Source organism: Cupriavidus sp. GW822-FHT03E04, assembly GCF_058801495.1.
In genome coordinates this window covers 109,829-130,001 of sequence record NZ_JBXANI010000011.1, presented here as the reverse complement: position 1 = coordinate 130,001, position 20,173 = coordinate 109,829, and the positions used below count along the sequence as shown (strand labels likewise).

18 protein-coding genes and 1 pseudogene are annotated in these 20,173 nt (G+C 65.1%); 10 read left to right on the top strand and 9 right to left on the bottom strand.

Annotated elements, in window-relative coordinates; all coding sequences use genetic code 11:
• The first annotated feature begins 86 nt into the window (after positions 1–86).
• Positions 87–1,028, top strand: a complete 942-nt coding sequence (locus AC1RQC_RS17525; protein ID WP_492371804.1) for a LysR substrate-binding domain-containing protein — start codon at positions 87–89, stop codon at positions 1,026–1,028.
• A gap of 15 nt (positions 1,029–1,043) precedes the next feature.
• Here AC1RQC_RS17525 and AC1RQC_RS17520 read toward each other — a convergent pair whose 3' ends face one another.
• Together AC1RQC_RS17520 and AC1RQC_RS17515 are read right to left on the bottom strand one after the other, a co-directional pair.
• Positions 1,044–1,904 (bottom strand): transglutaminase-like domain-containing protein, encoded by an 861-nt coding sequence (locus AC1RQC_RS17520; RefSeq protein ID WP_492371803.1) that lies wholly within the window; start codon positions 1,902–1,904, stop codon positions 1,044–1,046.
• A gap of 212 nt (positions 1,905–2,116) precedes the next feature.
• A complete protein-coding gene (locus AC1RQC_RS17515; protein WP_492371802.1) occupies positions 2,117–2,842 on the bottom strand; it encodes a response regulator in 726 nt (241 codons plus the stop codon).
• Positions 2,843–3,522: 680 nt separating this feature from the next.
• Here AC1RQC_RS17515 and AC1RQC_RS17510 point away from each other — a divergent pair.
• The gene (locus AC1RQC_RS17510) at positions 3,523–4,161 is read left to right on the top strand and encodes a response regulator (protein WP_492371801.1); all 639 of its coding nucleotides are present in this window, start codon (positions 3,523–3,525) and stop codon (positions 4,159–4,161) included.
• A gap of 104 nt (positions 4,162–4,265) precedes the next feature.
• Positions 4,266–4,961: an Hpt domain-containing protein gene (locus AC1RQC_RS17505; RefSeq protein WP_492371800.1), complete on the top strand. Its 696-nt coding sequence runs from the start codon at positions 4,266–4,268 to the stop codon at positions 4,959–4,961.
• Positions 4,962–5,006: 45 nt separating this feature from the next.
• Here AC1RQC_RS17505 and AC1RQC_RS17500 read toward each other — a convergent pair whose 3' ends face one another.
• On the bottom strand, positions 5,007–8,390 hold the full coding sequence (locus tag AC1RQC_RS17500; protein ID WP_492884142.1) for an ATP-binding protein: 3,384 nt from the start codon (positions 8,388–8,390) through the stop codon (positions 5,007–5,009).
• Between the two features lie 422 nt (positions 8,391–8,812).
• On the opposite strand from AC1RQC_RS17500, the gene AC1RQC_RS17495 reads away from it, so the two are divergent.
• The 4 genes and pseudogenes from AC1RQC_RS17495 (at position 8,813) to AC1RQC_RS17480 (ending at position 12,016) form a co-directional block, all read left to right on the top strand.
• Positions 8,813–9,544 carry a glutathione peroxidase gene (locus AC1RQC_RS17495; protein ID WP_043356588.1) on the top strand — a complete coding sequence of 244 codons (732 nt, stop codon included), beginning with the start codon at positions 8,813–8,815 and terminating at the stop codon, positions 9,542–9,544.
• A 260-nt stretch (positions 9,545–9,804) separates the two neighbouring features.
• Positions 9,805–11,196, top strand: coding sequence for a dihydrolipoyl dehydrogenase (locus tag AC1RQC_RS17490; RefSeq protein ID WP_492884239.1), 1,392 nt, complete (start codon positions 9,805–9,807; stop codon positions 11,194–11,196).
• Positions 11,197–11,207: 11 nt separating this feature from the next.
• Positions 11,208–11,291, top strand: a pseudogene (locus AC1RQC_RS17485) (mechanosensitive ion channel family protein); the annotation flags it as partial.
• A gap of 428 nt (positions 11,292–11,719) precedes the next feature.
• A complete protein-coding gene (locus AC1RQC_RS17480; RefSeq protein WP_492884140.1) occupies positions 11,720–12,016 on the top strand; it encodes a YciI family protein in 297 nt (98 codons plus the stop codon).
• A gap of 69 nt (positions 12,017–12,085) precedes the next feature.
• Here AC1RQC_RS17480 and AC1RQC_RS17475 read toward each other — a convergent pair whose 3' ends face one another.
• The 5 genes from AC1RQC_RS17475 to arsN2 form a co-directional block, all read right to left on the bottom strand.
• Positions 12,086–12,619 carry a hypothetical protein gene (locus AC1RQC_RS17475; protein ID WP_492371798.1) on the bottom strand — a complete coding sequence of 178 codons (534 nt, stop codon included), beginning with the start codon at positions 12,617–12,619 and terminating at the stop codon, positions 12,086–12,088.
• Between the two features lie 161 nt (positions 12,620–12,780).
• A complete protein-coding gene (locus AC1RQC_RS17470; protein WP_492884138.1) occupies positions 12,781–13,578 on the bottom strand; it encodes a fumarylacetoacetate hydrolase family protein in 798 nt (265 codons plus the stop codon).
• A gap of 77 nt (positions 13,579–13,655) precedes the next feature.
• The gene (locus tag AC1RQC_RS17465; protein WP_492371796.1) at positions 13,656–14,099 is read right to left on the bottom strand and encodes a BLUF domain-containing protein; all 444 of its coding nucleotides are present in this window, start codon (positions 14,097–14,099) and stop codon (positions 13,656–13,658) included.
• Positions 14,100–14,144: 45 nt separating this feature from the next.
• Positions 14,145–14,870: a GTP cyclohydrolase I gene (gene folE, locus AC1RQC_RS17460; protein WP_492371795.1), complete on the bottom strand. Its 726-nt coding sequence runs from the start codon at positions 14,868–14,870 to the stop codon at positions 14,145–14,147.
• 263 nt (positions 14,871–15,133) lie between these two features.
• Positions 15,134–15,562, bottom strand: coding sequence for an arsenic resistance N-acetyltransferase ArsN2 (arsN2, locus tag AC1RQC_RS17455; protein ID WP_492371794.1), 429 nt, complete (start codon positions 15,560–15,562; stop codon positions 15,134–15,136).
• Between the two features lie 319 nt (positions 15,563–15,881).
• Between arsN2 and AC1RQC_RS17450 the strand changes: the two genes are divergently transcribed.
• Together AC1RQC_RS17450 and AC1RQC_RS17445 are read left to right on the top strand one after the other, a co-directional pair.
• Positions 15,882–17,693, top strand: a complete 1,812-nt coding sequence (locus tag AC1RQC_RS17450; protein ID WP_492371793.1) for a hybrid sensor histidine kinase/response regulator — start codon at positions 15,882–15,884, stop codon at positions 17,691–17,693.
• Between the two features lie 347 nt (positions 17,694–18,040).
• On the top strand, positions 18,041–18,349 hold the full coding sequence (locus AC1RQC_RS17445; protein ID WP_150985017.1) for a nicotinamide mononucleotide transporter: 309 nt from the start codon (positions 18,041–18,043) through the stop codon (positions 18,347–18,349).
• Positions 18,350–18,428: 79 nt separating this feature from the next.
• Here AC1RQC_RS17445 and AC1RQC_RS17440 read toward each other — a convergent pair whose 3' ends face one another.
• Entirely contained in the window at positions 18,429–19,223 is a 795-nt protein-coding gene (locus AC1RQC_RS17440; protein ID WP_492884136.1) for an IclR family transcriptional regulator, read from the bottom strand.
• Between the two features lie 183 nt (positions 19,224–19,406).
• On the opposite strand from AC1RQC_RS17440, the gene AC1RQC_RS17435 reads away from it, so the two are divergent.
• Entirely contained in the window at positions 19,407–20,171 is a 765-nt protein-coding gene (locus AC1RQC_RS17435) for an ABC transporter substrate-binding protein (RefSeq protein WP_492371791.1), read from the top strand.
• Positions 20,172–20,173: the final 2 nt, after the last annotated feature.

The following is a 20,173-nucleotide window of genomic DNA, read 5'->3' as shown; positions in this document are numbered from 1 at the left end:
ATGGGCGCCGCCGCGTGCCCGCGTGTTCGTGCGGGCACGCGGCATGCCCGCCATCTTCTCCACCCTTTATCGACCAGAACGGCCTCATGAGAAGCACGAACGGCAGGCACCTGCCCGCGCTGTCCCACCTGGTGGCGCTAGAAGCTACCGTCAGGCTAGCCAGCGTGACCGGCGCGGCCGACGAGCTATGCCTGACGCAGAGCGCGGTCAGCAAGCAGTTGACCGAGCTCGAAGAATACCTCGGCGTGCCCATGCTGACCCGCCGCAAGGGCGCGGTCTCGCCCACCCAGGCAGGCGAGCAATATCTGCGCGCGGTCCGCAAGGTGATTGCCGAACTGGAGGAAGCCACGCTGGAGGTGCTGACAAGCAGGGGCAGCGGTGGCCGGCTCGATCTGCGCGTGCCGGTTTCGCTAGGCAATATCTGGTTGCTGCCGAGGCTGGCGGGGTTTGCCAAGGCCCATCCGCAGATCCAGGTCAACGTCACCGCCAAGGCAGGCACGGTGGATCTGCGTGCGTCCGGTCTGGACGGCGCGATCCAGGTTTGCACGGGCCTGCCCGAAGGGCATGTCGGCGTCAAGGTGATGCCACTGGCCTTGTTTCCGGTGTGCGTGCCCGAACTGCTGGCGCAGGCGGAGTCCGCCCAGGCTGCGCTGGAGCACCTGCCGCTGCTGCACCAGGCGGAGGCGCTGGAGGCGTGGGCGGGCTACTTCGACGTGATCGGCATGGCGGAGCGCAGGGCCCTGCGCGGGCCGCGCTATGCTTCACTGGCCATGGGGCTGCAAGCGGCGCTCAGCGGCATGGGGATCGCCCTGCTGCCCGATTACGTGGTGAGGGAGGACCTGAAGGCGGGGCGGTTGGTGCGGTTGCTGGACGCCACTTATGTCTCTCCCAAATCCTATTACTTTGTTTGCCTTGAGGACAAGTGGCATAGCCCGTTGGTCGGGGTCTTCGTGTCCTGGCTGCTGGCGGAGGTGGCGGCGGATACGCCACCCCGGATGCCCCCGCAGGTGCCAGCCGGGAATGAATAGGCCGGCCGCCACGCCTTACCAGGTGCAGATGCCCCAGTCGGTGTACAGCGGCATTTCCAGGCCGAGCGCCGTATCTGTCACCGCATGGATCTGCACGAAGGGCCGCTCGGACTCCACTTTGCCGAAGATCGCCGCGAACGGGATCTCACCCGCGTCCCGTCCCGTGCCGATGCGCAGCAGGCCCGTGGGAATGGAGGTGCCGGAGGGGTCGACGAGATACCACCTGCCCGACAGGAAGACTTCCACGAAGGCATGGAAATCCGGCGGCCCGAGCGCGGGATCCGCGCCGTAGTCCAGGCTGCTGGAGATGCGTGCGGGAATGCTCAGCGCCCGGCAGATGGCAATCATCAGGTGCGCGAAATCCCGGCACACGCCGATGCGCTCGACGATCGTATCCACGGCCGACGTGCGCTCATTGGTGGACGTCGAGAGGAAACGCACATGGTTGCGCGCCCATTCCCGGATTGCCACGATGCGCGAGTAGCCCCATGGCACCTTGCCGAACTCCCGCAGGGCAAACTCCATCAGGCGGTCGGATTCGCAGTAGCGGCTAGGCGCCAGGTAGGGCAGCACCTCGAAGGGCAGTTGCGCGATCGGCACTTCGTGCAAGGTCGAAGGATCGTCGAGGCGATGGTCGATATCGACCACGGCTTCATAGTGGATCGCCAGATGCCCCTTGGGGGCGCGCAGCCGGATCAGCCGGTTGCATAGCATGGCATCGGTGTACTGGTCCATGCGCAGCACGGGCGGCACCGTCAGACGCTCGGAAACAATGCTCTGGCGGGCGGTACGGGCGGCTTCGATGTTGAACAGGAAGTCAGCCTCGGCATCCAGGACTTCATACGACAGGTCCACCGAGTATCGAAGACGGTTCATTTGATGCCCCCTTGCCCGCGCGGCATGACAGGCGCTTGCTGATGAATAGTTCGTGACAGGGCTCGACGGATCGCCACGGCAGCCGTCAAGCGGGGATACGTGCCCGTCCATGGTCGCCGCCCCCCATGGGAAAGTCCAGTGAATCCGTTGAAAGCGCTTTGCAGGTGTCCCTTGTTCCCCCCAGCGCCTGGGCGCCCGCGCTCCTCTATCCTCTATCGCGGGCCGCTGTTCTTTGGCTGTGGCACCAGCTTGCCTGCGGCCCGCTTGCGGGGCCGGCCGAGCAGGCCGACGGAGATGGCGTAGCTGAAGAGATCCAGGTCGCCGCGCAGCCCGAGCTTGCGCATGGCGGACACCTTCTGGGTGCTGATGGTCTTGACGCTGCGCCCGAGACTCACGCCGATCTCGCTGACGGACATGCCCGACAGGTAGAGCCGGATCACATCGGTCTCGCGCGGGCTGAGGGCGCTGAACCGGGAGCGCACGTCCACGTCCGGCCCGGTGCTGTCCAGCAGTTGCCGGATCGTCGGCGACAGGTAGCGCACGCCGTCGAGCACCTGCGACAGGCCAACCGCGATATGCGAGGCATCGTCGAGCTTGCTGACCACCGACAAGCGCTCGAACCGGACCAGCCTGCCGATCTGCACGGGGTTGTCCAGCATGGTGACCACCAGAATCGACAGGGCGGGATAGCGCCGCCGCACGAACTCGATCATGTGCAGGCCGTCGCCATGGGCGCCGCCTGGCATCGCGTAGTCCGTCAGCAGGATGTCACACGGTTTCCGGCTGAGCGCCGCGAGGATTTCGGTGGAGTTCCTCGCGATGCCGGCGATCTCTATGCCATCGAACTGCGCCAGCAAGCCTCTCAAGCCCAGCAGCATGACGGGATGGTCGTCGGCGATGACGATGTGGGATTTGGCGTACGAGCGGTTAGCCGGCATGGGCACGGATCCACGACGACAATCGGCGGCAGCGCACGCATCGCGGGGACCGCTCCGTTGGCCCCGGCAACTGGCGTGGGCAAAGAGGGGTGACGTCGCTCATGGCAGAGTTCCTTGCGCTCCTGATTTGTGACTGCTGACTGTATCGCTGGGAACGCGATGCCGGTTTGAGAAATTTCCTCATTTCGCCGCAAGCGCGAGGGCGAGCCGGGAACTGCGCGGAAATGGTGTCCAAAGCAGAAAATTCTGGGGTTTGATTCAGCGCTGTCGTTGCCTGGGGAGACATTTCCTGCGGCACCGCTGCGCCGAGGCCCCGTGCTGGCGGAGTTGCCAGGCAGTCTGCGGGGCTTCATTAGCGCCTTTCTCCCCAGGTTTTTCCCCCGATTGCCTAGGAAACTTCCCAACGGAAAGCGCAGGGACGTCGCCATCCCTTGTATGGTCTCTCGTAAAAAGTGACTTTTTAGCACTTTTCCTGGTATTCCCAAGTGCCGAAACGACGTGCCCGCGCACGATGCAGGGGTGAGTTTCCTCTGCTTTGCGAAATTTCCGACGGCTCATTCGGAAGTTTCACGCCAGTTTTGGGGCAACTTCACCACATAATCCGCGCTTCACCTTTTAGTTGCCGGCTGTCGCCCGACGCAGGTGAGTTCGTTTTTTTGGCAGTCTTGGGGAGAGCGCGAGTGGCAATTATCCTGATCGTCGACGATCATCCCGCACTGCGCCTGGTGATCAAGACCCAGTTGTCGCAAGTGCTCGGGGTCAGCCATATTCTGGAAGCCGACAACGGCCAGACTGCCATTGAAGTCGCACGGCAGTTCGAGCCCGATCTTGCCGTGCTGGACCTGGATATTCCCCGTATCAGCGGGCTGGACGTGATCCCGCGCCTGAAGCGGATTTATCCGCCGATCCGGATCCTGGTGATTTCGGGTCAGGACCAGGCCGTCTTCGCGCCGCGGGTGCGGCGGGCGGGCGCCCAGGGCTTTGTCAGCAAGATGCAGGACATGAAGGAAATCGTGCGCTGCTTCGAATGGGTGATGGCCGGCTACACGGTGTTTCCCGAAATGCGTTATGAGCGCGAGCTGCCGCAGCTCAACCAGCGGCCGGATGAAGAGCGGCTCGCCTTGCTCTCGGACAAAGAGATTGTCATCCTGCAGATGCTGGTCAGGGGCTTGTCCAACAAGGCGATCGGAGACCTCTTATTTATCAGCAACAAAACGGTGAGCAGCCATAAGACCCGCATCATGGGCAAGCTGCGGGCTACCTCGCTGGTGGACTTGGTCGACTTAGCACGGCGCTGCCGCCTGACGCCTTCGCAATGACGCCAGCCAGTGGCCGCTCATTGGCAGCGGGGTAACAATATGCAGTTGTTCACAGAGGCAAATACATGATCCGTGCGCTATTACTCAGTACTACCGAGAGTGGCGTGCAAGCGTTGCAAATCAGCGGGCTGGCGGCCGTGCTTGCGGGCCTGGGCTTTTCCGTCGAGCACGTGGGCCTGGCCAGCCCGGATCCGGGGCGCGTCCAAAGCGAGCCGCCCAGGCTGGCACTGGTCTGGCTGGCCGATGACCATGCCGGCGAGCTCGCCCGCAGCGACTTCGGCCTGTCCTCGGACAGTCTGTTGTTTTCGGTGGTTCAGGCCGGCGCGGACGCGAGCGTGGTTGATGCGGCCCGTGGCGCCGCCTTCGATGCCACGCTCAGCGCGCCGGTCAACGTCAGCTCGCTGGCGCACGCGCTGGCCGAGCACGGGTTTGTCGCGGTGTCGCCCGGCGAATGCGCGGCCGTCGGCACGCTGCTCGATACGCTCGCGGGCGGTGATGCGGATATCGTCAGGGACCTGGTGGACAGCCTGGTCGAGACCAATCGCATTGACCTCGAGATGATGCGCACGGCGCTGGCGGATGGCGCCTGGCAGCGGTTTGGCAGCGGGGCTCACCGCATCAAGGGCTCGGCCAGGATCCTGGAGTGCGGGGCCCTGGTCACGCTTTGCGGCCGGCTCGAATCCGCCGCCCAGTTCGGCGACCTCGCCACCGCGCAAGCCTTGCTGCCGATTCTTGCCCCAACGCTGGCGCACCTCGACGCGTCGCTGGCGGCGCTGCGCCCGCCCCCCCGCGCGGCCTGAGCGCTATCTCTACTCTAAGCGCGATCACAACCGCTGCCCCGGCAGCTAGCCCGGTTGAGCGTTGCCCTTGGCTGTGCGCGCGCCGCTGCGCAGATGCCCGCGCAACGCGCGTTCCAGCGTGGCCAGTCCCACCGGCTTGACGATCACTTCGCTCATTCCCGAAGCCAGCGCAAGCTGGTGATCCTCGCTCTGCGCGCTCGCGGTGCAGCCGATGATGGGGATGCGGCCCAGCGCATCCCTGCGCGCGCGTATCGCCCTGGCCAGGCTGAAGCCATCCATCACCGGCATCATGCAGTCGCAGATGATCAGGTCCGCAGGGCACCGCTGCAGGTCCTGCAAGGCAATGGCGCCGTTCTCCGACGTCGCCACGCTAAGGCCAAGCCGCTCCAGCTGGCGCGCCATCAACAACCGGTTGGGCGCGTGGTCGTCCACGATGAGCACACGAGTGCCTGGTGCAAACAGCGCGATGCCCGCGTTGCCGGCAGGCGGTGCGTCTGCCGGGGGCGGCGAAGCCGAAACCTCCAGGTTGAGGTGCACCAGCACCTGCGTGCCGCGTCCCGGCTCGCTCTCCAGGGTAATCTCGCCCCCCATCTTGCGTACCAGGTTTTGTGCGATGGACAGGCCGAGGCCGGTGCCGCCGGTGTTCGCGCGCTCGGTTGACTCCACCTGGGAAAAGGGCCGGAACAGCTTGCCGATCGCCTGCGCGGGAATGCCGATGCCAGTGTCCGTGATGCTGAGGCACAGCGCTTGCGAGGCTCCCGGCGCGCCAGAGCCGTCGAGCCGGATATCCACGCTGCCGCGCTCGGTGAAGCGGATGGCATTGGAGAGAAAGTTGCTGATGACCTGCTTCATGCGAAGGATATCCACGCGATGCGCCGGCGCCACGGCATCGCTCACGCAGACGTTCAAGGCCACGCCCTTCTGGGCGGCGACGGGACCGAACATCTGCGTGACTTCATGCAGGCCCTGGCGCAGGCTGGCGGCACGGAGTTGCAGCGTGAATTGGCCGGCCTCCATCTTGGAGAGGTCCAGGATATCGTCCAGCAGCGACAGCAGCGATGTGGCCGCGCCATGCGCCGTGCCGAGTTGCTCGCGATCCTCGTGCTGGGCGTGCGGGCGCGTCAGCACCAGTTCCAGCATGCCGAGGATGGCGTTCATCGGCGTGCGTATCTCATGGCTGATCGATGCCAGGAATGTCGACTTGGCGCGGTTGGCCGCCTCGGCGCGGTTCTTGGCGGCAGCCAGTTCGGCCAGCATCTGCTGGCGTTCCGTCACATCGATCCAGCCGCCGACGATGCCGGCCGTGCTGCCATTGGCGCGGCGCAGCGGCACCACCCAGCTGATCACGCTGCGCGGCGTGTTGCCGATGGTCAGTTGGCGATCGGCGCTGGACGGCAGGCCGGTGCGCAGCACGCGTTGATATACGGCCATCAGTTCTTCGTGGCTGATATCGAGGTTGACGACGGAGCTCACGAAGGCCGGCCCGGTCCCGGCCAGCGCCCGCCGCGTCGTGCCCAGCGCCGTTTCGTAGGCGGTGTTGCAGGTGATCATGCGGAGCTGGTTGTCGCGAAGGTAGAGAGGCTGGGGAATGCCGTCGAGCACCGCCGTCTGGAACGCGACCTGGTCCTGCAAGGCACGCTCGGCCGCGGTGCGCTGGGTCACCTGCCGGCGCAGCGAGGTCACCCACGCCAGAAACAGCAGGCTGACCAGCAGCAGCGCGGTCGCGCCAGCCATCAGCCATGGCAAGAACTGGCGCCAGGCGAAGCCCGGCGCCCTGGGTTCTGTCCAGTGCGCGCGCATGGCGCCAAGCTCGTCGCGCGAGATGCTGAGGATGGCCTTGTTGATGATGCCCAGCAATTCCGGGTGCTGGCTGCTGACACCCACGCCGACTTCCAGCGGCACGCCGCCCGCGGCCGCGGCGATCTTGAGCCGGCCGGCATAGGTTTGCTTGATCATGTGGTCGGCCATGAAGGCGCTGGAGATGGTGGCATCCGCGCGTCCCGTGGCGACCATGCGGAACGCCTCATCGTATGAGTTGGTCTCGCGCTGGCTCACCGCGTAGCAGGCCCGCACGAGATCGTTGATCCCGTTGAGCGGCGGCCCCGCGATGACTTTGTTGGCAAGGTCGGACAGGCTCTTGATGCTGTCGTTGCCGGCGCGCGTGACAACGACCCAGTTGCCGGAAAAATAGGGCGCGCTAACCGAGAGCGGGGCGTTGACGGTGGCGGCATGGTTTAGCGGCAGGACGGGCACCACGTCCAGCGTGCCGTTCTTGAGCGCGGCGGTCACGTCTGCGGCGCGGGCCGGCCAGTAAGGGACGAAACGCAGCCCGGTGCGCTGCGCGATCACTCGCAGCACTTGCTCGGTGAGCCCGTTCAGGCGTTGCCCGGCGTCGACGAACAGGAAGGGCACCTGGTCACGCGCCGCCAGGTAGCGCACCTCCGGATGCAGGGCTGTCCAGGCGCGCTCTGCCGTGGAGAGATTGAGCTTGTCGGTGATATCGAATTCGAGCGAGCTGGGCGTCCAGAAGGCGTCGATCTCGCGCTTGCGCGCCGCGGGCATCTGCGCCAGCGCCTGGTCGATGATCCGGCCCAGCGCGGGGTCGCTCACGGCGAACGTGATGCCCTCGTGCGCCAGCGGCGCGAAGTTGCGCGCCGTTAGTTCGTCGTAGCGGTATTGCTCGACGAGGTAGCCGGCCGCGGTGGCGTTGGTGACCATGACGAAGTCCGCATCCCGGGAGAGCTGGTCGAGCGCGCCGAGCAGGTTCTCGAACGGCAGCAGCCGCGCGCCAGGGTAGGCTCGCTGCAGCGAGGCCGGCGAGACTTCGCCCGCCAGGTAGCCGATGGCCCGGTTGGTCTGGCTGCGCGCACCGTCTCGCCGCGACACGACCTCGATCAGGCGCTGGTCGTGGTACGGCGCGGTTCGCGCGCCGGTGCCCGGGTTGTCCAGCGAGGTGGTGATCAGGTCGATGGCGCCGCTGGCCAGATGGCTGCGTGCCAGTTCGTGCGAGGGGTAGCGCTGGATCTGCGCCGGCACGCCAAGCCTGGCCACTACCACGGCAAGGTAGTCGGCGGAAATCCCGCGGTAGTCCCCACTCAGGTCGACCAGGTCGAACGGCGGCAGGTAGTTGCCAACCACGCCCACCCGCAAGGCCTTGTGCGCGCGGCGCCATGCATGCAACGCCGTATCGTCGCCCTGGGGCGCCGCGGCATGGTCGATGGCATCGCTTGGGCCGCCGGGGTCCAAGCGCACCTGTGCGTTCAGGCGCAACGTGCGCAGGGGCTCGGCAGGCAAGGTAGCCAGCGCTGGCGCGCCCTGGCAAAGCGCCAGCAGCAGCACAAACAGTTGTCGGCGCCACCAGTTGGCCGGCACGTACCGGCTCGCGGTGGGCGAGCCGTCCGCCGGATGCGGGGAACTGCAGATGCACATAAGGGATTCTCGAGGAGGGAGGCGTGCCGGATCTGCGCACGCATGGGGTTGCAGCCTCCAGGCGACGCCGAGCGCCAGCTAGGAAGTGCATGCCTTGGCCCAAATGTACGGGCCGCGCTTGCGCGCAGATTTGAGAAATGTCTGAAAAGACCTGCAGAACTTTCCGAGGCTGGCGCGCTGAAAATCCGATGCGGGCAGGTCACATCCCGTGACACTGTCACATGAAAGTGATGTTTAAGGCGTGACAAGCCAGCTTAGGAGGCTTCTTATATCGAGATAGGGCCCGGCTATGCACCATCCATAGTGAAAAGCAATCGTTGTCTTTGTAACGATGAATTGTACAAATCACATGGGCGCGGACAAAATCGGGTCTTCGCTGCAACACGCGGCCATCCACCCCCAAGTCACCCAGGAGCTAACCCATGCTGCAATCCCGTGAAGGTCAACGCGTTCCCAATGTCACGTTCCGTGTTCGCGAGAACAACGAATGGAAGACCGTGACCACGGCTGACTTGTTCGAAGGCAAGACCATCGCGCTGTTCTCGCTGCCGGGCGCATTCACCCCGACCTGTTCGTCCACCCACCTGCCGCGCTACAACGAGCTGGCGCCGGTGTTCGCCAAGCATGGCGTGGACGCGATCCTGTGCGTCTCGGTCAACGACACGTTCGTGATGAACGAGTGGGCGAAAGACCAGGAGTCGGAAAACATCGTGATGATTCCCGATGGCAACGGCGAATTCACCGAAGGCATGGGCATGCTGGTCGACAAGGCTGACCTGGGCTTTGGCAAGCGCAGCTGGCGCTATTCGATGCTGGTCAAGGACGGCGTGGTCGACAAGATGTTCATCGAGCCGGAAGAGCCGGGCGACCCGTTCAAGGTGTCGGACGCTGACACCATGCTCAACTACATCGCCCCCAACGCCAAGAGGCCCGACCAGGTCGTGGTGTTCTCCAAGGTGGGTTGCTCGTTCTGCGCCAAGGCCAAGCAGATGCTGTCGGACCACGGCTTCGAGTACATCGACGTGCCGCTGGAACACAAGATCCGCGGCAAGGTGCTGGGCGCCTTGTCGGGCGACATGACCGCGCCGCAGATTTTCATCAACGGCAAGCTGATCGGCGGCGCCGACGCGCTTGAGACCTACCTGGTTCGCTAAGCCTTAGCCAGCCACGCAACACGCAACACGCAACACGCAACACGCAACACGCAATACGCAATACGCAATACGCAAAACACTTGAACGCCGCAGGGCACGGCCGCCGGCAAGGCCGGCAGCCGTGCCCCAGTCGGCGGACCCGATGGCAACGCCACCCGGTGCCATCCGGTCCGTTGATTGACACAGCCTTTACCAGGAACGCCGACATGACCACCCCGCAGAACGTGCAAAACGCGCAGAACTTGCAGAACGTGAAGACCGTGCAAACCATCCAGACCGATGTCGCCGTGATCGGCGCCGGCACGGCGGGCCTGGCCGCATACCGCGCGGCCCGCGCCGCCGGCAAGCGCGCCGTCATCATCGAAGGCGGCCCCTATGGCACCACCTGCGCCCGGGTGGGCTGCATGCCCTCCAAGCTGCTGATCGCCGCGGCCGAGGCGGCGCATGAGCTGCGCCACACGGCCCCCTTCGGCGTGCATGTGGATGGCGAGATCCGCATCGACGGGCGCGAAGTCATGGCGCGCGTCAAGCGCGAGCGCGACCGCTTTGTCGGCTTCGTGGTGCGCGGCGTGGACGGCATTCCCGCCGAGGACAAGGTGAGCGGCTATGCCCGCTTCATCGACAACACCGTGCTGCAGGTTGGCGAGCACACCACCGTGCGTGCCAGCCGTGTGGTGATCGCCACCGGCTCCAGCCCGGCGATCCCGCCGCCGTTCAAGGTGTTCGGCGATCGCCTGGTGGTCAACGACGACGTCTTCGCCTGGGACGACCTGCCGCGCCGCGTCGCCGTGTTCGGCCCTGGCGTGATCGGGCTGGAACTTGGCCAGGCGCTGTCCCGCCTGGGCGTGCAGGTGCGCGTGTTCGGCTTGCGCGGCGGCGTGGGCCCGCTGACCGATCCGGCCATCAAGGCCAATGCGGTGGCTAGCTACCGCGAGGAGTTCTACCTCGACCCGGACGCCAGGCTGGGCGAGATGCACCGCGATGGCGACGAGGCGGTGATCAGCTTTACCGATCTCTCGGGCAACACCGTGACGGAGCGCTTTGACTACGTGCTCGCCGCCACCGGCCGCCAGCCCAATGTGCACGGCCTCGGGCTTGAGCACACCGGCCTGGCACTGGATTGGCGCGGCGTGCCGGTATTCGACCCGGCCACCCTGCAATGCGGCACGGCGCCGATTTTCATCGCCGGCGACGCCAACGATGTCCTGCCGCTGCTGCACGAAGCTGCCGACGAAGGCAAGGCAGCCGGCGAGAACGCCGCGGCCTATCCCGAGGTGCGCCCGTTGTCGCGCCGCGCCCCGATCGGCGTGGTCTTCACCGACCCGCAGATCGCCATGGTGGGCCAGCGCCATGCCGACCTCGAGCCGGACAGTTTTGTCACCGGCGAGGTGAGTTTCGAGGACCAGGGCCGCAGCCGCGTCATGCTCAAGAACCGTGGACTGATGCACGTCTATGCCGACAAGGATAGCGGGCGCTTTCTCGGTGCGGAATGGACCGGCCCGCGCGCCGAGAATATCGCGCACTTGCTGGCCTGGGCTTACCAGCAAGCACTCACCATCGAGCAGATGCTGGCCATGCCGTACTACCACCCGGTGGTGGAAGAGGGCCTGCGCACCGCGCTGCGCGATGCGGCCGCGAAGCTGGCCGGCTGAGCCCGGTCATCACGATCATCACGGTCACGCTGAACGTGGCGCTGGTGATCGGCATCCTTGACTACTTTGGCATCCAGACCACCGGCTTCGTTGCGCCGGCGCCCCATTGACGACGCTGTGATTCCGTTGTAGGCAGCGCGGATGACGGACTTGCCTGCCTGGCCGGCTTGCAGTTGCCCGTTTTGTGGGCAGTCCGATGGGGTCCGCGTGCTAGAGCCATTTGCGGAGCTTGTTGACAGTGTTATCCACATAAAGTGTGGATAACACTGTCGGGCGGCAGCAGGGGAAATGTGAGGCCCGGCGGGTTTGTCAAGCCCCGGGGCCAGGTTTTTGCTGGCGGCGGTGGGCGCGACGGCGTCCGGTGCGCAGGTCCTGCCGGCTTGTGCTGCCAGCGCGGAATCGGCGAAACTCGTCGCCGGGAGTGATGGGCATGGCACTGGCTGCCGCCATGCCCATGCCGCGATACCCCATCCCGCGATACCCTATGCCCTATTCCAACCCACCATCACCCGAGGACAACACCATGCCATTCCTGATCGAAACCTGGGACAGGCCACAGCACCAGCAAGTGCGGCAAGCGGCCCGAGCGGGGCACCTGGCGTTCCTGGACGCCCAGAAGGCCCTGCTGCTGGCTTGCGGGGCCAAGCTCAACGATGACGGCAGCGATGCTGGCGGCGGCTTCTACATCGTCGACCTCGACACCCGCGACGCGGCGCAGCAATTCATCGATGCCGACCCGTTCACACAGGCCGGCCTGTTTGCCGAGGTGCGCATCACGCGCTGGCGCAAGGCCTATCTGGGTGGTGAGTGCTACCTGTAGCCAGCGGGCGCGATGCGTCGATGTCTTGATGCCCCGATGCCCCGATGCCTTGACGGACGGGGTGCGCGCTCAGCCGCCCCGTGCCACGTCGGGCGCATCCGGCTCACGCCGTTCCAGGTTGGCGTAGGCATCCGCCGCGATCACGCCGAACATGATGTGGGCGAACAGGCTTTCCCACCCGCGCGCCTCGTCGAACCAGTTGAAGTACCGGCCCATCACGTAGAAGTTCACCAGATAGACCAGCACCCCGAACACCGCGCCCGCCAGCGTGGCCATGCCGATGCTGGAATCAAAGCGGAACGAGGCAATGAGCATGGCCAGGATCGTCGCCAGCACGATCGACAGGCCAAAGTGCACGATGCCCGCGGCCAGCACGATGGTCCAGCTGAACGCGTCGGCGGAGGCCAGCGCCTGCCGGCCGAGCATGAGGGCAGCCACCATCTTTACCGTGCCCCACGCCCCCTGGTACAGCACAAAGCGTGCCGTCAGCAGCTCCAGTACGACGTACAGCGTGCCCGCGATCAGCCCTGCAATCGCAGCGGCGCGCCAGTCCGGCGCGCGGCGGGCGAAATGGTGCGGCTGCATATGCAAATGGAGTTCCATGAACGGCTCCTTCTCACCAGCGGCCTGAAGGCCAGGCCCTTGTGATAGTTTTAGCCTATCCGCTGGAAATGCCAAGGCCGCGAGTGCGCGCGAAGCGCCTCGGGCGGCAGCCTGGGTGACGAGAAAGAAACGCGAGGAATTGGGCCGCAAGGGCCCCGGTTTCAGCCCGCGGCTTGCGGCGCGAGCGTTACCACCAGTTCGCCGCCGCCATAGGTAGCCTGGATCGTATGCGCGCCGGCCGGCACGTCGAACGGGCGCGTCAGCGTGCCGGTGGTTACCACGGTGCCTTTGCGCAAGGTGACGCCGCGCTCGGCGGCATGCGCGAGCAGCGATTGCAGGGCTTCCAGCGGGTAGACCGCATCGTCGCCGGCAAGCGGTTGCGCGCAAGCCACGCCATCAAGCGCCACGCTGGCGCTTGCGCGCACGTCTTCCATGCTGTCGGTGTCGATCTTCGCGCCCAGCACCAGCGCGTGCAAGGCCACGTTATCGCCGGCAAAAGCCGGCATGCCCACCGCAATGCGGTCTTCATAGCGCGACAGCACCACCTCGACGGCAACCTGCGCGCTTTCGATCAGATCGGCCAGCGCTGCCGGCGCGAGTTCGGCCTGCAGCGGCGCGACGTCGCGCGCCAGCCGCACGGCAATCTCGAATTCGATGGTCACCACCGCACCCGCGGGGACCGGCACGGTGTCGCCCGAGGCATAACAGCGCGATGCCCCCACCTGGCCCACTAGCGGGCGCGCCAGCTTTGCGCGCCGCATGGCGTTGGCACTGCCGACACCCAGCTTCCAGCCCACCACCGGGTCCCCCAGGGCTGCGATAAAGCGGTCCTGCACGTCATAACCGCCGCCGAGCGTCGCCGGCTTGGCGTCGGCGGGCAGGTCAGCAAATTGCACGCCGCGCCGGCAGGCATCGGTCAGCAGCATCGCCGCGGGGCCGGGGTTGAAGGGTTCGCTCACGAATTCTCCTGGGTGATCGGTGATGGATGATGGGTTGTTGAATAGCGAGGGCTGGCCGGGCCGCGGCACGAAAGCGCTCAGAAGCGATGCCGCTCCGAGCTGCGCCCCACGATCGACGCACCCGCGATCAGTTCCTTGAGCAGCGCTTGCGAGGCGTGGCCGCTGGTGCGGTAGGGATCGAGCTCACCGTGGGCGGAATACTTCAGGATGGTGGCCATATTGACCTTGCCGGTATTGACCAGGCCCATTGCCCAGCCGGCAAACTCGCGCTCGAGGATTTCCTCGTAGTGCAGCAGCACCACGTCCTCGTGGCGCGTGTCCCGGCCGATTTGCTGGTACAGGCGCGAGACTTCCGTGCGGCCGCCTTCGAGCGCCTGCATGAAGATGCCATTGCCGTAGCACAGCACGCCGGTGATGCCGTGCTTTGGGTTATTCGCCACGCTGGTAGCGACGATGGCGTCTACCAGCGCGGGATCGGCCGGCTGGCATGCGCGGCTGGCGTAGAGCAGGCGTACGAGCATGTTGTCTCCACTGGGTTTGCGTGCGAGGCATTGAATCGCGCTGGCTCAGTCGCGCGTCCGGTTCAGCAGGGTCAGGAACTCGCGGCGCAGGCTGTCGTCCTTGAGGAACGAGCCGCGCATCACGCTGTTGGTCATCTTTGCATCGGTGTCGCGCACGCCGCGCCAGTGCATGCAGAAATGCTCGGCTTCCATGACGATGGCCAGCCCGTCCGGGCTCATCTTTTCCTGCAGCAGGTCGGCCACCTGGGTCACGGCTTCCTCCTGGATCTGCGGACGGCACATGATCCATTCGGCCAGGCGCGCGTACTTGGACAAGCCGATCAGGTTGGAATGCTGGTTGGGCATCACACCCACCCACAGCTTGCCAATGATTGGGCACAGATGATGCGAGCAGGCGCTGCGCACGCGCAGCGGGCCCACGATCATCAGCTCGTTGATGCGCTCCGCGTTGGGAAATTCGGTCACATTGGGCTGCTTGACGTAGCGGCCCGCGAAGATCTCCTTCAGGTACATCTTGGCCACGCGGCGCGCGGTCTCGCGGGTGTTGTGATCGTGATCGATATCGATCACCAGGCTACGCAGCACCTCTTCCATGCGCGACTGCACTTCATCGAGCAACTCGTCCAGTTCGCCGGGCTCGACATACGCGGAGATATTGTCGTTGGCGTGGAAGCGCTCGCGCGCCGCCTGCAAACGCGACCGTATGCGGGTCGACACACTACCCAAGGCCTCGTCGAGGCCGGGGTCGGGTGCTTGGTGGTCGGATTCCATATCGTGCGGTTCGTGGCTGTCGTTGAAGGATCGTTGAAGGGCTGGCGAGCAGGCGGGCATGGCGTGCCGATCCACCGCTGGCCCGGAAGGCCTCTGGTCGCCTGTGGTCTGCGCTTTGCGCTTACTTTACAACAATATCCTGCGCCGGCACCGGCTAGCCATGGGTGCATGGCGCGCAACAGCGCGGGGGATGGGAAGAGGGGGGCGGCCAGATTACGACGTGGCTGGGCCGCATCGCGGGCGCAGGCCCTTGGCAGGGATGGCTACAGCGCGGCCTGCATCAAGGTGGCGGACGGCGGGCAGGCTTCGCGGGACAGCGCGGTATTGAGCAATTCCGGGGGCATGCAGGCGCGCTCCACGCGCTCAAAGCCCAGCCGGGCAAAATAGTCGACGGCGGTGGTGGTTTGCAGTACTACGGACTGCACGCCGCGCGTGCGGGCCTCGGCCAGCATCGCAGCCACCAGCAATTCGCCCAGGCCCGCCGAGCGCGCGCGCCCGGCCACGGCGACCGAGCGCAGCACGGCCACTTGCCCATAGTTCTCCACGCCGGCGCAACCGAGCAGGCCAGCGTTGTCGCGTACCACCAGGAAATTGCCGATTTGCTCGGCTACGCCGTCAACCGGCAAGCCGCAAGCCTGGAGCAGATCCTGTACTTCTTTACTGTCTTTTTCGTTTGCATAGTGCGGGCGCATGTTGCCCTCCTGCCCTTCGGGCTGTTATTAGTATCTTAAGTTCAGACTGGCTTTACGGTGCCTAGGGATAGTTCTTAAGTAGATTCGCGTACTGGACAGCCGGCATCGTCGATTCCGTCCTGAAAAGCCACACCCGGGGCCTGCGGATGCGGGTTTTCACCAGCGCGCTATCACCTTGGACGTGCGATAGCGACCGTCGCGCGCCCGCCGTGCTTGCGGCCGCGCGATTGCCCCCTGTACGGTCGGATGCGGAAATCCGCTACCATGCCTTGCAGGCAACTGGTCCTGCATTCCAAAGGCAAAGCAAAAGCGACACTCCATGGCTGCGGCACCTGCTTCCCCTTCCGCTTCGCTGCTGCGGGCACGCAGCGCGGGCATCCTGAAGACCGATGAGCTTGGCCAGCGCGCCGGCCGTTCTCCAGACTATGGGGCGGAATGCGTGGCCTTGCGGCGCCTGGCAAGGGCGCTGGTGTCGTCTGACCTGGCTCTATTGCAATCCCTGGCCAATTCGGCGCTGAAGCTCTGCGGCGCCGGCAGCGCCGGCATCAGCCTGCCTGAGGCCGCCGGCGATGGTGCGCAGACGTTGCACTGGACCGCCACGGCCGGCCTGTGCAATGACCTGGTCGGGCATGCCGTGCCTTATGACGATAGCCCGTCGGGCATTGCGCTGGAACTTGGCAGCCCGCAACTGCTGGCCTACCCGCAACGGCATTTCAACTGCCTGCCGCCGCTGTCACCCGAGGTGGTCGAGGAACTCGTCGTCCCGATCCCCGGCGATGGCGAGCCCTGGGGCACCATCTGGGTCATGACGCATGAGCACGAGCGCGTGTTTGACGAAGAAGATGCCCGTCTGCTGGAGAGCCTGGCCAGCTTTGCCGGCGCGGTGCTCAGCATGTCGCGCAGCAAGGATGCCGCGATCGCCGAAGCCGCGCAGGCCCGGGCCGCGCGGGAAGCGCTGCAATTGTCGGATACGCGCAAGGACGAATTCCTCGCCATGCTTGGGCATGAACTGCGCAACCCGATTGCTGCCATCGACAGCGCGATCAAGGTCAGCAAGCGGCTCGCGCAGGTGCAGCAGGCTGGCTCCGACATGCTGGATATCGCCGAGCGGCAGATGCGCCAGCTCAAGCGCCTCACCGACGACCTGCTCGATGCCTCGCGCATCAAGCAAGGCAAGGTGCCGATCGTGCGCACCCACGGCAATATGCAGGACATCGTGGCCGATGCCCTTTCCTCGGTGGCATCGGATATCGAATGGCACGGCAACGTGCTGACCACGGACCTGCCCGAGACGCCCGTCATGGTGAACGCGGATACGGCACGGCTGACGCAGGTGGTCACCAACCTGTTGTCCAACGCGATCAAGTACACGCCGCGCGGCGGCGCCATGAACCTGTCGGTCCGGGTAGAGCCATCGCCCCATGGCGAGGCGCCGGCAGAACACGACGCCGGCAACGCTGGCGGCGCGTCGGCGCCGGAGATCGATCCCGATCGCATGGATACCCTGGTGATCACCGTCAAGGACGATGGCATCGGCATCGATCCGGCGTTCCTGCCCAATGTGCTGGATATGTTCAGCCAGTACGCAAGCGAATCGCAAGGCGGCGGCCTTGGCGTGGGCCTGGCCATCGTCAAGCGCATGGTGGAACTGCACAATGGCACGGTGACGGTGCACAGCGATGGCAAGGGCCTGGGCACGACGGTGCAGGCGCGCCTGCCCGTGGTCTGCGCCCATGCGGGAGCGCCCAACGCCGGGCAGGCAGGCACGCTTGCGGCGATGCGCATCTTGCTGGTGGACGACAACACCGAAGCCCTGCGGGCGCTAGGCATGTTGCTGGAGATGGACGGGCACGAAGTCAAGCTTGCCGCCAGTGGCGAAGACGCGCTGGAGATCGCGCAAGGGTTCACGCCCGACGTGGCGCTGATCGATATCGGCCTGCCCGGCATCGACGGCTTCCAGCTGGCGCAACACCTGCGCGAGCTGCCCGCCTTCGCGTGCACCCGCCTGGTGGCATTGAGCGGCTATGCCTCGGAAACCGACAAGGCTCGGGGCGCGGCGGCAGGCTTTGATTCCCACCTGACCAAGCCACTGGCGCTGGAAGCCCTGGCGGAGATCCTGTCGCGGCAGTAGCCATGCCGCGGGATGCAAGGCCCCGTGCATCCCGCGGCTCTCCCTGTAGGACATCACCCCACCCTAATCAGAATCCCCCCTACGGCAGTGTCGTGCCAGCCACTCCATACTGGAGATACGCCAACGCTATTTGCCGTCGAATGCTTGCCTTCCTGCTGCTCACCCTCGCCGGCCTCGGGGTCATGGTGATCGTCATCTGCCTGACCAAGTAAGCCAAGCGCGTCATCAGCGCCAACTATCCCCGCAAACCCCTTGCTCCGCCCGAACTGTCACGCTAAGCTTCGCCCTGCATTGTATGCAAAAAATGAACGCAAAATAAATCTGAACCCAATCAGGAGACAAGCGCAATGGATCTGGCGCAACAGTACATTCCCAATCTGCTCAATGGCCTGGAGTGGTCCGGCTGCGCGCTGGCGATGAGCGGCTCTTTGCTGGTGGCCTTGCACAACAAGGCGTCGCGCTGGGGCTGGATCGCCTACCTGTGCTCCAACATCGTGTGGAGCGTGTTCGCCCTGGTGACCGGCACCTACGGCCTGTTCGTGCAGCAACTGGGCTTTACCGCGACCAGCATCTACGGCCTGTACCGCCACACGCAATTTCACCGGCAGCAAGAGAGCGGGCAAGGTGCCGGACAGCCCACGCCTGATCCGGCCTGAGGCACTGACCTCGGCTACCCCGTTGGTAACCCCGTTGGCAACCCCGCCAGCGGCATCGTCCGCGCGGCAATAGCCGCGCCTAGCCTATCGCCCGCGCCGAACTGCTCACTGCCCGTGCACACTGCAACAGCGGCGGCCCGAGCTTGCGCTCCGCTTCCTCGCGGGTCCAGCGCCCGGTGGGCGCCACCAGATGGATCGCGCCAAGCGGCCGTCCATTGCCCCCGATCACCGGCGCGGCGAGGGTCATGTCGCCAAGGAACAGTTCCTCGCTGTTGACCGCGTACCCGCGCTGCCGGGTCTCACGCAGCTTCTCCATGATGTCCTGCACTGCAGTGCAGGTGTGGACCGTATGCGCGGTCCGCGCCGAGCGCTCGATCATGGCGCGCGCTTCGTCTTCCGGCAGCGCGCTCAGGTAGGCGCGCCCCGAGCCGGTGCAGTACATCGGGATACGGCTGCCAATCGGCATATGCACCGGCACGAAGTGGGCGCTGACAAAGCGCGCGATATAGACCATGTCGAGCAGGTCCGGCTCTGTCAGGCACGAAGTCTCGGTGGTGACCTTGGTCAGCTCGGAAAGGAAAGGGTTGGCCACTTCGATCAGCGGGTTGGCGGCCAGGTAGTTGAAGCCGATTTCCATCACGCGGGGCGTCAGCTGGTAGCGCCGCGTCTGCGGATGCTTACGCAGATAGCCGAGCTGCTCCAGCGTAAAGACCATGCGCTGGGCCGAACTCTTGTTGATGCCGGCCGCATCCGCCACGTCCGCGATCGTCATGGTGCGGCGCTGCGCGCTGAACGCGCGTAGCACGGCAAGCCCTTTCTCCAAAGACTGGTTGAACAGGAGGCTGGCGGAATCGTTGGCTTCAGATTGCGACATATTTGTGCTGCAAAAGTCATTTTATCGTGATATAGAATCGCATATCGATTTCAATAAAGCAATTACTGGTTAACGACAATTAATTTTCGAGCATCTGTAATTGAAAATTGGCATGCTCATTGCATAAGTCGGTGGGTCGCCCCATCCGGGCGCCTTTTGTTCCCTTCCGCTAGGAGTGTCCGCATGTCTCGATTCACCATGTCCCGCCGCGCCGCACTCATCCTGTGCGCCGCCAGCACCGTTTCGCTCACCTGGGCCCAGGGGGCAGCGCCGACCTACAACGTGGGCGCGACGGCCACCGGCGTGCCGTTTACCTTCCTGGACGTGAAGACCAACACCATCCAGGGCATGATGGTCGATACGGTCACGGCCGTTGGCAAGGCGGGGGGCTTCAACGTCAATGTGCAGCAGACCGTTTTCTCCGCGCTGATCCCGTCGCTCACCTCCAGCAAGATCGACATCATCTCGGCTGCCATGCTCAAGACGCCGGCGCGCCAGCAGGTGGTGGACTTCAGCGATCCGGTCTATGCCTACGGCGAAGGCCTGATCGTCAAGGGCGACGACAACAAGCCCTATGCCTCGCTGGACGAACTCAAGGGCGAGGTCGTGGGGGCCCAGGTGGGCACGGTCTTTCTCGACATGCTCAACAAGAAGGGCATCTTCAAGGAAGTGCGCAGCTACGACTCGGTGGCGGACATGACGCGCGACCTGACGCTGGGCCGCATCAAGGCTGGCCTGGGCGACCAGCCCATCATCGCCTACCAGATCCGCCAGAATGCCTTCCCGGGCGTGAAGCTGGCCGCCAGCTACAAGCCGGTCAACGTCGGCGACGTTTGCCTGGTCGTGCGCAAGGGCGACACCGAGACGCTGGCCCGCATCAACAAGGCCATCGCCAAGATCAAGGCCGATGGCACGCTGGCCGGCATCATCCAGAAATGGAACATGTGAGT

Excerpts from the sequence above, each read along its gene's own strand:
- AC1RQC_RS17525 (WP_492371804.1), top strand. The coding sequence starts at position 87 with ATGAGAAGCACGAACGGCAGGCACCTGCCCGCGCTGTCCCACCTGGTG.
- AC1RQC_RS17520 (WP_492371803.1), bottom strand. The coding sequence starts at position 1,904 with ATGAACCGTCTTCGATACTCGGTGGACCTGTCGTATGAAGTCCTGGAT.
- AC1RQC_RS17515 (WP_492371802.1), bottom strand. The coding sequence starts at position 2,842 with ATGCCGGCTAACCGCTCGTACGCCAAATCCCACATCGTCATCGCCGAC.
- AC1RQC_RS17500 (WP_492884142.1), bottom strand. The coding sequence starts at position 8,390 with ATGTGCATCTGCAGTTCCCCGCATCCGGCGGACGGCTCGCCCACCGCG.
- AC1RQC_RS17495 (WP_043356588.1), top strand. The coding sequence starts at position 8,813 with ATGCTGCAATCCCGTGAAGGTCAACGCGTTCCCAATGTCACGTTCCGT.
- AC1RQC_RS17480 (WP_492884140.1), top strand. The coding sequence starts at position 11,720 with ATGCCATTCCTGATCGAAACCTGGGACAGGCCACAGCACCAGCAAGTG.
- AC1RQC_RS17475 (WP_492371798.1), bottom strand. The coding sequence starts at position 12,619 with ATGGAACTCCATTTGCATATGCAGCCGCACCATTTCGCCCGCCGCGCG.
- AC1RQC_RS17465 (WP_492371796.1), bottom strand. The coding sequence starts at position 14,099 with ATGCTCGTACGCCTGCTCTACGCCAGCCGCGCATGCCAGCCGGCCGAT.
- folE (WP_492371795.1), bottom strand. The coding sequence starts at position 14,870 with ATGGAATCCGACCACCAAGCACCCGACCCCGGCCTCGACGAGGCCTTG.
- arsN2 (WP_492371794.1), bottom strand. The coding sequence starts at position 15,562 with ATGCGCCCGCACTATGCAAACGAAAAAGACAGTAAAGAAGTACAGGAT.
- AC1RQC_RS17450 (WP_492371793.1), top strand. The coding sequence starts at position 15,882 with ATGGCTGCGGCACCTGCTTCCCCTTCCGCTTCGCTGCTGCGGGCACGC.
- AC1RQC_RS17445 (WP_150985017.1), top strand. The coding sequence starts at position 18,041 with ATGGATCTGGCGCAACAGTACATTCCCAATCTGCTCAATGGCCTGGAG.
- AC1RQC_RS17440 (WP_492884136.1), bottom strand. The coding sequence starts at position 19,223 with ATGTCGCAATCTGAAGCCAACGATTCCGCCAGCCTCCTGTTCAACCAG.
- AC1RQC_RS17435 (WP_492371791.1), top strand. The coding sequence starts at position 19,407 with ATGTCTCGATTCACCATGTCCCGCCGCGCCGCACTCATCCTGTGCGCC.